Source organism: Achromobacter sp. UMC71 (assembly GCF_014170305.1).
Classification (GTDB): domain Bacteria; phylum Pseudomonadota; class Gammaproteobacteria; order Burkholderiales; family Burkholderiaceae_B; genus Achromobacter.
On sequence record NZ_LZZT01000049.1, the window covers coordinates 97,160 to 106,593 of the forward strand.

Consider the following 9,434-nt stretch of genomic DNA (forward strand, 5'->3'; position numbering starts at 1 on the left):
TCGATGCACACCGCCCCTGGCCCCTTGGCCCTGGCCGCGCAAGGCGTGCGGTTCAAGGTGCTGGCCCAGATTTTCCCCGTGCTGCGGCACGAAGCGCTTGCGCCGCTTTCCAACGCCACCCTGGCCGCAGCCATGCTGCGCCAGGTGCCGGAAGGCGCCGATGCCGACGCCGTGCAGCAACGCAGCCAACGCCTGGCCAGTGACCTGAACCACATGCTGGAAGACAGCGTCGCGGTGCTGCGGGACCTGGATCAGTGGCTGAACGACAATGGCGCCGTGCTGCCGGTCGAGACGCTGCTGCGGCAATGCCGCAAGCTGCTGTTTTCGCAGTTGATGTGGTCCAAGCGCCAGGTCCGCTGGCCCGACGAGGCCGCCGCGGTCGACCTGCCCGCGTTCACGTCGCGCTATCTGTTGATGGCCTGGGTGCTGGGCATGCTGCCCTGGCTGCCCGAAGGCGCCGAGCTGACGCTGGACGCCGCCGATGCGCATGTCTGGCACGCGCATTTTTCGTTGCCGGCGCAAGCGCCCGACGCGCCGCCCCTGTTCGACGTGAGCGAGATCGAGCAACTGGCCACCGCCTCGGGCTGGCGCCTGGAACGGCAGCCGCAATGCTGGTCGTTGCACCTGCCTACCACCGTGGCGTCCTGTTGACAACGCAAAGGAGTCTTGCATGATTTCCCCCGTGCACCAGGTCCTGCGGGACGGTACCCGCGAACGCCACGAAGCCCTGGACCAGGGCCTGGCGCTGGCCGACGGCGACGTCAGCCGCGCCCATTACCTGAACTACCTGCGGGCCCTGCTAGGCTGGCTGGAACCGGTCGAACAACGCCTGTGGCGGCTGGAATGGCCGGCCGCATTGCAAGCCCCTGCCCGCGCCGGCAAGAGCGCCCTGATCCGCGCCGACCTGCAGGCGGCGGGCGATGCCGGCCCGGTGGCGCATTGCGCCGATGCGCCCGAGCCGGACCAGGCCGACGCCTATGCGCTGGGCGTGGCCTACGTGGTGGAAGGCTCGCAATTGGGCGGACGCTTCCTGGCCAAGCGGCTGGAAGACGTCACCCCGCCCCTGCCGCTGGGCTACCTGCGCGGGTATGGCGACGAGACCGGTGCGCTGTGGAAAGGGTTTCTGCTGCACCTGGACAGCGCGGCCCAGGGCCAGGAGACGCGTGCGCTGCAAGGCGCGCAGGATGCGTTTGACAGCCTGACGGTGTGGCTGCGCAGCCAGCGCGCGCTGCAGGCCTGAGGCCTGCCAGCACGGAAGCAGCGGGTCGCCTTCTGGCGATGCCGCATGAAAAAGCCCGGCGCGAGCCGGGCTTTTCATAGACATGCTACGCGCACAACCTCAGAGCTTTTCGGTTTCGCCCGACTTGGGCTGCCACTTCATCAGCCGTTTTTCGCCGATACCGACCAGGTAGTCCAGCACCAGCGCGAATGCCGTCAGGACCACGATGCCAGCGAACACGGTGTTGACGTCGAACGTGCCTTCAGCCTGCAGGATCAGGTAGCCCACGCCGCTGGCCGAGCCCAGGTATTCCCCCACCACCGCGCCCACGAAGGCCAGGCCGACCGAGGTGTGCAGACTGGAAAACACCCAGCTGGTGGCCGACGGCAAATAGACGTGGCGCAGCAACTGGCGCTGGCGCGCGCCCAGCATGCGGGCATTGTCCAGCAGGGTCGGGCTGACTTCACGCACGCCCTGGTAGACGTTGAAAAATACGATGAAGAACACCAGCGTGACCGCCAGCGCGACCTTGGACCAGATGCCCAGCCCGAACCACATGCCGAAAATCGGCGCCAGGATCACGCGCGGCATCGAGTTGGCCGCTTTGATGTAGGGATCCAGGATGGCGCTGGCGCGCGGCGACAGGCCCAGCCAGAGGCCGAAGCCCAGGCCCGCGATGGTGCCGATGAAGAACGCCAGCACGGTTTCGGTGAGCGTGACCCATAGGTGGGTGTAGATGTCGGCGTTGGTGACGAACCAGGCCCAGATGCGGCCCCAGACCTTCAGGGGCTCGCCGAAGAAGAAGGCCACCTTGGTATCGCGCGAGGCGAAATGCCAGACGCCCAGGATGACGACCAGCAACAGCAACTGCCAGAAACGCAGGCTGACGGAACCGGGTTTGAACGACTTGGACATGGTCAGGCCCGCTTCTGTTGGGCATAGCCCTTGAGCACTTCTTCGCGCAGCACGGCCCAAATAGCGGCATGCAGCTCGATGAAGCGCGGGTTGTTGCGCACCTCGGCCACGTCACGCGGGCGCGGCAGATCGATCGCAAATTCGCCGATGGGATGCGTGCCCGGCCCGGCCGACAGCACCACGACGCGGTCGCTCATGGCGATGGCCTCGTCCAGGTCGTGCGTAATGAACAGCACTGCCTTGCGCTTGGCCATCCACAGGTCGAGCACCTCGTTTTCCATCAGCTGGCGCGTCTGGATGTCGAGCGCGGAAAACGGTTCGTCCATCAGGATGATGTCGGGGTCGCGGATCAGGGTCTGCGCCAGCATGGCGCGCTTGCGCATGCCGCCCGACATCTGGTGCGGGTAACGGCCTTCGAAGCCGCCCAGGCCCACGCGGCGCATCCATTCGCGGCCGCGCTCCAGGGCCTCGGGGCGCGGCACGCCCGCAAAATCCAACCCGGCCACCACGTTGTCCAGCGCGCTGCGCCAGGGCAGCAGCGCTTCGCCCTGGAACATGTAGCCCGCGCGCGAGTTGATGCCGGACAAGGGCTGGCCGAACACCAACACCCGCCCCGACGACGGCGCGAGCAGGCCGGCGCTGACGTTGAGCAGGGTGGACTTGCCGCAGCCCGTCGGGCCCACCACCGACACGAACTCACCCGGCGCGATGGCCAGGGTGGTGTCGCTGACGGCGGTGTAGCGCTGCGAGCGGTCGTCGCGGGAGACAAAGGTGCAGCTGATGTTTTCCAGCGAAAGCGCGGCTTCAGCCATTGGGGTATTTCTCGTTGGCGCGGCGCGCGAAGTCGTTGGTCCAGACCTTGGAGGCGTCGATCTTGGCGCCGTCGAAGTCCGCCTGGTAGGCGGCCAGGGCCTTGAGCGCCGTGGCGGCGCCGTCTTCGGGGATCAGGCCGTCGGGCGACAGGCCTTCCAGGCTCTTGCCGATGGCGGCCTTGTAGACGGCCGGATCGCCCAGCAGGTAGGTCTCGGGAACGACCTTGGCGATCTCGTCGGGACCGGCCTTCTGGATCCATTTGTCGGCGCGCACCAGCGCGTTGGTCAGCGCCTGGGTGGTGTTCGGGTTGGCGTCGATGAACGCTTGCGGCGCATACAGGCAGCCGGCCGGCATATTGCCGCCGAAGATGTCCTGCGTGTCCTTGAGGGTGCGGGTGTCGACGATGATCTGGATGTCGCCCGGCATTTCCAGCATCGACACCACGGGGTCGGTGTTGGAGATGGCGTCGATCTGGCCGCTGCGCAGCGCGGTCACCGCGCCGGCGCCGGCGCCCACGCCGATGATGGATACGTCCGAAGCCTTCAGGCCGTGCTTGGCCAGGAAGAAGCTGACCACCATGTTGGTGGACGAACCCGGCGCGGTCACGCCGATCTTCTTGCCCTTGAGGTCGGCCGGGCCCTTGTAGTTGGGCATGTTCTTCTTGGACACGCCCACGCCGATCATCGGCGCGCGGCCCTGCAACACGAAGGCGCGGTAGAACTGCCCCTTGGATTGCATCGCCAGCGTGTGTTCGAAGGCACCCGACACGACATCGGCGCTACCGCCCACCACGGCCTGCAGGGCCTTGGAACCACCGGCGAAGTCGGCGATTGACACGTCCAGGCCTTCGTCCTTGAAGTAGCCGCGGGCCTCGGCGATGGACAACGGGAGGTAATAGATCAGGGGCTTGCCGCCCACGGCGATCTGGACCTTGGTCTTCTCAAGCTTCTGCGCGCGCACGATGGCGGGGGCCATGCCCATGACGCCGGCGGCGCCAGCCATCTTGAGCAGTTCACGGCGTGTGACTGACATGTGTTGTCTCCTTGGTATCGGGTCTACCGATAGCGCCAGTCTGCGCCAGCTTGTCGATAGCCGCTGAATCATACCCCAGCGATTTCAGGACTTCCTCGGTATGTTCCCCTAATGCAGGGCCGATCCAGCGGGTGCCGCCGGGGGTTTCCGAAAGCTTGGGCACCACCGCCGGCAGCTTGACCGGACGGCCGTCGGCGAAGCGGTGCTGCTCGATCATGCGCCGCGCCAGGAACTGCGGGTCGGCGAACATGTCGGCCACGCTGTAGATCTTGCCCACCGGCACGTCGGCCGCTTTCAGGGTGTTCAGCGCTTCGTCAATATCGCGGCCGCCACACCATTGCTGGATGGCGCCGTCGATCTCCTCCACGCGCCGGGCGCGGCCGTCGTTGCGCACCAGGTCCGGGTCCGAGGCCAGATCATCGCGGCCGATGGCCAGCATCAACCGATGGAAGATCGCGTCGCCGTTGCCGGCGATGACGACGTTCTGGCCGTCTCGCGTGGTGTAGGTGTTGGACGGCACGATGCCGGGCAACGCGCCGCCGGTGCGTTCGCGCACCACGCCGGCCACGTCGTATTCGGGCACCAGGCTTTCCATCATGTTGAAGACGGCTTCGTACAGCGCGACGTCGACCATCTGGCCCTGGCCCGCGCGGCAGGCCTCTCCGGTCTGGCCATTCCAACGGCCGCCGGTGGCGTCGCGGTGCCGCAGCGCCATCATCGCGCCGATCACGCCATGCAGCGCGGCAATGGAATCGCCGATCGAGATGCCGACCCGCAGCGGCGGCCGGTCGGGATGGCCCGACACGTAGCGCAGGCCGCCCATGGATTCGCCGATGGCGCCGAAGCCCGGCTGGTCCTTCATCGGCCCGGTCTGGCCGTAGCCGGACAGGCGCACCATGATCAGCGCGGGATTGATGGCGCGCAGTTGTTCATAGCCCAGGCCCCACTTTTCCAGCACGCCGGGGCGATAGTTCTCGACCACCACGTCGGCATCCAGCGCCAGCTTGCGAGCGATCTCGCGCGCCTCGGGGTGCTTCAGGTTGAGCGCAATGGACTGCTTGTTGCGGGCCTGCACCGTCCACCACAGCGAATTGCCTTCGTGCAGGTGGCGCCAGCTGCGGATGGGGTCGCCCCCGCCCGTGCCGTCGGGGCCATGCGGCGTTTCCACCTTGATGACGTCGGCGCCGAATTCGCCGAAGATGCGCGCGGCGAACGGGCCGGCGATGAGCGTGCCGAGTTCCAGGACCTTCAGGCCGGTCAGGGCTGACATGTGGCTTGTCTTCCTCGTGGATGCCCGCGCCGTACGTGCGCCGCGGGTCGATTTTGCGAGCGATACAGAATACCCTTTCCGGTCCGGCGCGCCCAAGGCCGATGCTCGCCCCATGGACGACGGAAAAACCGCGCGGCCGGCGCCGAACGGGAAGTCAGGTGGTCTTGCGTTCCATCAGCGCCCAGGCGATGGTGCCGGCGTCGACGTATTCGAGCTCGCTGCCCGCGGGCACGCCGCGCGCCAGGCGCGTGACCCGCAAGCCGCGCTCGCCCAGGGCTTCACCCAGGAAATGCGCGGTGGTCTCGCCTTCGGCGGTGAAGTTGGTGGCCAGGATGACCTCTTGCACCACCCCGTCGGTCGCGCGGCGGATGACGCGGTCGAAATCCAGTTCGCGCGGCCCGATGCCCTCCAGCGGCGCCACCCGCCCCATCAGCACGTAGTACAGGCCACGGTAGCCGTGGCTGGACTCGATCATGTTCTGGTCGGCTGGCGTCTCGACGATGCACAGCAGGGAAGGATCGCGCTTGGGGTTGGCGCAGGTGGCGCACACATCGTCTTCGGCGAAGCCGTTGCAACGCGAGCAGTGGCGCAGGTCGCGCACCGCGCCCGCCAGCGCCCGCCCCAGCATGTCGGCCCCCTGGAGGTCGTGCTGCAGCAGGTGATAGGCCATGCGCCGGGCGGAGCGCACGCCCACGCCGGGCAGGCGCCGCAGGGCCTCGATCAACGAGACGAGCGGTTCGGGTTCGGGCAGTAGTGGATCCATGGCGCGGTGCAATCTTGCGGGCGGCAATAACCGCGCCGCAAAACGCGGCGGCGGCCGGAGCGTTCGATCAGAACGGCAGCTTCATGCCCGGGGGCAGCGGCATGCCGGCGGTGACCGACGCCATCTTTTCCTGGGAGGTGGTTTCGGCCTTGCGCAGCGCGTCGTTGAACGCGGCGGCAACCAGGTCTTCGAGCATGTCCTTATCGTCGGCCAGCAGCGAGGGATCGATTTCCACGCGCTTGACGTCATGGCGGCAGGACATGGTGACCTTGACCAGGCCGCCGCCAGCGGCGCCTTCGACCTGGATTTCAGCCAGCGCGTCTTGCGCCTTCTTCATGTTTTCCTGCATCTGCTGCGCCTGGCGCATCAGGCCGGCCAGTTGTCCTTTCATCATGATCGAGCTTCCTTGAACGAGGGGAATAAGGGGATTTGCCGGCGCCTCAGGCGGCGGCGGAAGGCGGATCGACGTGGCGGATCGAGCCGGCCACGACATAACCGCCGAAATCGGACAGCAGCGCCTGCACGAACGGGTCGACGGCGACCGCGTCTTCGGCGGCCTGCTGGCGCGCCGCGCGCTCGGCCTGGGCCACAGCGTGGGCCGTGGCTTCGCCAACGGCGCCCACGTCCACGTCCAGGCGGATGCCCTGGCCGAAATGTTCGCACAGCACGGTCTGCAGGCGCACGCGGCTTTCGCTTTCAGCCAGCGTCCTGACCGCCACGCGCAGGATGACGGCATCGCCCTGCACGCCGGCCCATTCGCTTTGGCGGGCCAGTTCGGCGGCCAGGCCGGTCACCGGCAGACGCGCGGCCAGCTCGGGCCACGCGGCGGAGGTCATGTCGCCGATACGGGCGCGCGACTGGCGCTTGCGGGCCGGCGCGGCGCCTTCGCGGCGGGCTGGCGCGGGCGCCGGCACGGGAGCGGCCGACGGCGCGCTGGCCAGCGTTTCGAAGTCGTCGTCGGGATCCGACGTGAAGCCGCCATCGGGTGCGAAACCGCCTTCGGCTTCAAAGGGAATTTCTTCGTCGACCCAGGACGGCGGGCCGTCGCCGTCGTCCGCGGCCGGCGCCACGGCAGCCGCCGCGGGCGTCACGGCGAGCGGCGCGGATTTGGCGGGGGCGGGAGCGGCGGCAGGCGATCCTGCGGCGGGCGATCCCGCGGCAGGCGATCCTGCGGCAGGCGATCCCGCGGCGGGCGATCCCGCGGCAGGCGATCCCGCGGCGGGCGATCCCGCGGCGGGCGCCCCCGCAGCGGCCGACCCCGCGGTGATCGCTGCCGCGGGAGTGGCCGAGGCAAGCATCGCGCCTGATGATTGTTCAACGGACGCGGGTTCCGCGGCGGATCCCGCTGCGTCGCCTGCGGGCAGTTCTTCCCAAGGCGGCACGCCCGCGGAAGCCGTCTGCGCGGCAGCGGTTTGCGGCGCGGCCGGTGCCGTCACGACGACCGGAGCAGGCGGCACGGAAGGTGCTACGGCAGCCGTTGCCGCAGGAGCGGCGGTGTTGGCTGCCGGGGCGGCGTTGGCGACAGACGCCGTGGCAGCCTGGGCCGGTGCCGGCGCGGCGACAGGCGCTTGGGCGACTGCGGCTTGCGCAACAGCAGCTTGAGGCGCGGGAGCGGAAGCCACCGGGGTTGGAGCAACTGGAGCTTGCGCCACGGGCGCCGCAGCGGCAGGCGCCAGGGGTGCGGACACCGCCGGGGTAGCGGCGGCCGGCGCTGGCGCTTGCGACGGCTGCGCGGCGGCAGCGGCGGTTTCGGCCGTCTGGCGGGCGGGCGCGGCGGGCGCCTCGAGCGCCGTTTGCGGACCGGCGTCGCCGTTGAGCGCCAGCATGCGCAGGCAAGCCATGATGAAGCCGGCATATTCGTCCGGCGCCAGCGTCAATTCACCGCGGCTATGCACCGCCACGGAATAGAACAGCTGCACGGCGTCGGGGTGCAAGGTTTGCGCCAGGCGGGCGATGTCGGCCGCCAGGGGGTCTTCGGCGGGCATCACGCCGGACACACGCTGCTCGATGGCCACGCGCGACAGCAGCACGGCCAGGTCGGCCAGCGCGCCGGCGTAGGACAGGCCGCGAATGGCCAGTTCATCGGCCACGGCCAGCACGCTCTTGGCATCGCCGGCGGCCAGCGCGTCCAGGAGGCGCACCAGATGGCGTTGGTCGATCGTGCCGAGCATGCCGCGCACGGCGTCCTCGGTCAGGTTGCCGGCGCTGTAGGCGATGGCCTGGTCGGTGAGGGACAGCGCATCGCGCATGGAACCCGAGGCGGCCTGGCCGATCAGGCGCAAGGCGGGCACTTCAAAACCGACCTGTTCTTCGCCCAGCACCGCCTGCAGGTGGCCCACGATGGAGTCGGCCGGCATCTGCTTCAGGTTGAATTGCAGGCAGCGCGACAGCACCGTGACCGGGATCTTCTGCGGATCGGTGGTGGCAAGAATGAATTTGACGTGCGGCGGCGGCTCTTCCAGCGTCTTGAGCATCGCGTTGAACGCGTGCCCGGTCAGCATGTGCACTTCGTCGATCATGTAGACCTTGAAGCGGCCCGCGCCCGGCGCGTAGACGGCCTGCTCCAGCAGCTGGGTCATTTCCTCGACGCCGCGGTTGGAGGCCGCGTCAAGCTCGAGGTAGTCGACGAAACGCCCGGCATCGATCTCGGTACAAGCGCGGCAGACGCCGCAAGGCTTGGAGGTGATGCCGGTTTCGCAGTTGAGGGATTTGGCCAGGATGCGCGACAGCGTGGTCTTGCCCACGCCGCGGGTGCCCGTGAACAGCCAGGCATGGTGCAGGCGCTGGGTATCGAGCGCGTGCGTCAGCGCGCGCACCACGTGATCCTGTCCCACGAGGGTATCGAACGATCGCGGCCGCCACTTGCGGGCCAGTACCAGATAAGTCATGGCGGGATTGTAGAGCCTTTGCAAGAGCCTAAGCGATGGCCGGCGTGAAATGCAAAGGGGACGGAATCATCTTCCGGGGAATCCCCCTTGGAAAACAACCCCGTCCCCTTTGAGAAACCGGTTGGCGAGCCTTACTCCGGCACTGACCCTAAACGACTATGGCTGCTTCGTTCCCGACCTGACCAGGTTCACCGTCGAACCATGCGAAGGGGCCCGCCAATCAAGATTCTAGCAGAGCTTCGCGTTGCTCGCTCGCTGGAATCTTGATTGGCGGGCCCCCTTGGGGCTGTAGGGGGGCCCCCTCCCCGGCCCTCCCCCCTAGGGGGAGGGAGAGAGGACGTCGCTTTGCTTGTCCTTTTGGCTCGCTTCGCTTTGCCTTGATTCTCTTTGCGGCTTGCTTCTCTTTGCGGCTTGCTTCTCTTTGCGGCTTGCTTCTCTTTGCGGCTTGCTTCTCTTTGCGGCTTGCTGCGCTTTGTCTTCCTTTCGTTATGGAGGGGGGAGGTCTATCCAGGCTTTGGCGCGGGGGAAGTAGAG

9 protein-coding genes and 1 other RNA gene are annotated in these 9,434 nt (G+C 67.9%); 2 read left to right on the forward strand and 8 right to left on the reverse strand.

Translation table 11 applies throughout. The annotated features are described in order from the left end of the window. Positions 1-3: 3 nt before the first annotated feature. Entirely contained in the window at positions 4-651 is a 648-nt protein-coding gene (locus A9974_RS25040; protein WP_183006884.1) for a hypothetical protein, read from the forward strand. Positions 652-670: 19 nt separating this feature from the next. Further along, positions 671-1,240, forward strand: a complete 570-nt coding sequence (locus tag A9974_RS25045; protein ID WP_183006885.1) for a biliverdin-producing heme oxygenase — start codon at positions 671-673, stop codon at positions 1,238-1,240. Between the two features lie 99 nt (positions 1,241-1,339). Here the strand turns inward: A9974_RS25045 and A9974_RS25050 are convergent, their stop codons facing one another. The 8 genes from A9974_RS25050 to ffs form a co-directional block, all read right to left on the reverse strand. Next, entirely contained in the window at positions 1,340-2,134 is a 795-nt protein-coding gene (locus A9974_RS25050; RefSeq protein WP_183006886.1) for an ABC transporter permease, read from the reverse strand. 2 nt (positions 2,135-2,136) lie between these two features. Beyond that, complete coding sequence (locus A9974_RS25055) at positions 2,137-2,946, reverse strand: ABC transporter ATP-binding protein (protein ID WP_183006887.1); 810 nt, start codon at positions 2,944-2,946, stop codon at positions 2,137-2,139. After that, positions 2,939-3,979, reverse strand: coding sequence for an ABC transporter substrate-binding protein (locus tag A9974_RS25060; protein WP_183006888.1), 1,041 nt, complete (start codon positions 3,977-3,979; stop codon positions 2,939-2,941). The genes A9974_RS25055 and A9974_RS25060 overlap by 8 nt, the downstream gene beginning before the upstream one ends. After that, on the reverse strand, positions 3,960-5,249 hold the full coding sequence (locus A9974_RS25065) for a CaiB/BaiF CoA-transferase family protein (protein ID WP_183006889.1): 1,290 nt from the start codon (positions 5,247-5,249) through the stop codon (positions 3,960-3,962). Before A9974_RS25065 ends, A9974_RS25060 begins: the two co-directional genes overlap by 20 nt. Positions 5,250-5,403: 154 nt before the next feature. Beyond that, the gene (gene recR, locus A9974_RS25070) at positions 5,404-6,012 is read right to left on the reverse strand and encodes a recombination mediator RecR (RefSeq protein WP_183006890.1); all 609 of its coding nucleotides are present in this window, start codon (positions 6,010-6,012) and stop codon (positions 5,404-5,406) included. A gap of 67 nt (positions 6,013-6,079) precedes the next feature. Next, positions 6,080-6,406 carry a YbaB/EbfC family nucleoid-associated protein gene (locus A9974_RS25075; protein ID WP_183006891.1) on the reverse strand — a complete coding sequence of 109 codons (327 nt, stop codon included), beginning with the start codon at positions 6,404-6,406 and terminating at the stop codon, positions 6,080-6,082. A 46-nt stretch (positions 6,407-6,452) separates the two neighbouring features. Continuing rightward, positions 6,453-8,900: a DNA polymerase III subunit gamma/tau gene (dnaX, locus tag A9974_RS25080; protein ID WP_183006892.1), complete on the reverse strand. Its 2,448-nt coding sequence runs from the start codon at positions 8,898-8,900 to the stop codon at positions 6,453-6,455. A gap of 120 nt (positions 8,901-9,020) precedes the next feature. Then, positions 9,021-9,118: signal recognition particle sRNA small type (gene ffs / locus A9974_RS25085), an RNA gene on the reverse strand. Between the last annotated feature and the right edge of the window lie 316 nt (positions 9,119-9,434).

Excerpts from the sequence above, each read along its gene's own strand:
- A9974_RS25040 (WP_183006884.1), top strand. The coding sequence starts at position 4 with ATGCACACCGCCCCTGGCCCCTTGGCCCTGGCCGCGCAAGGCGTGCGG.
- A9974_RS25060 (WP_183006888.1), bottom strand. The coding sequence starts at position 3,979 with ATGTCAGTCACACGCCGTGAACTGCTCAAGATGGCTGGCGCCGCCGGC.
- A9974_RS25055 (WP_183006887.1), bottom strand. The coding sequence starts at position 2,946 with ATGGCTGAAGCCGCGCTTTCGCTGGAAAACATCAGCTGCACCTTTGTC.
- A9974_RS25065 (WP_183006889.1), bottom strand. The coding sequence starts at position 5,249 with ATGTCAGCCCTGACCGGCCTGAAGGTCCTGGAACTCGGCACGCTCATC.
- dnaX (WP_183006892.1), bottom strand. The coding sequence starts at position 8,900 with ATGACTTATCTGGTACTGGCCCGCAAGTGGCGGCCGCGATCGTTCGAT.
- A9974_RS25075 (WP_183006891.1), bottom strand. The coding sequence starts at position 6,406 with ATGATGAAAGGACAACTGGCCGGCCTGATGCGCCAGGCGCAGCAGATG.
- A9974_RS25045 (WP_183006885.1), top strand. The coding sequence starts at position 671 with ATGATTTCCCCCGTGCACCAGGTCCTGCGGGACGGTACCCGCGAACGC.
- recR (WP_183006890.1), bottom strand. The coding sequence starts at position 6,012 with ATGGATCCACTACTGCCCGAACCCGAACCGCTCGTCTCGTTGATCGAG.
- A9974_RS25050 (WP_183006886.1), bottom strand. The coding sequence starts at position 2,134 with ATGTCCAAGTCGTTCAAACCCGGTTCCGTCAGCCTGCGTTTCTGGCAG.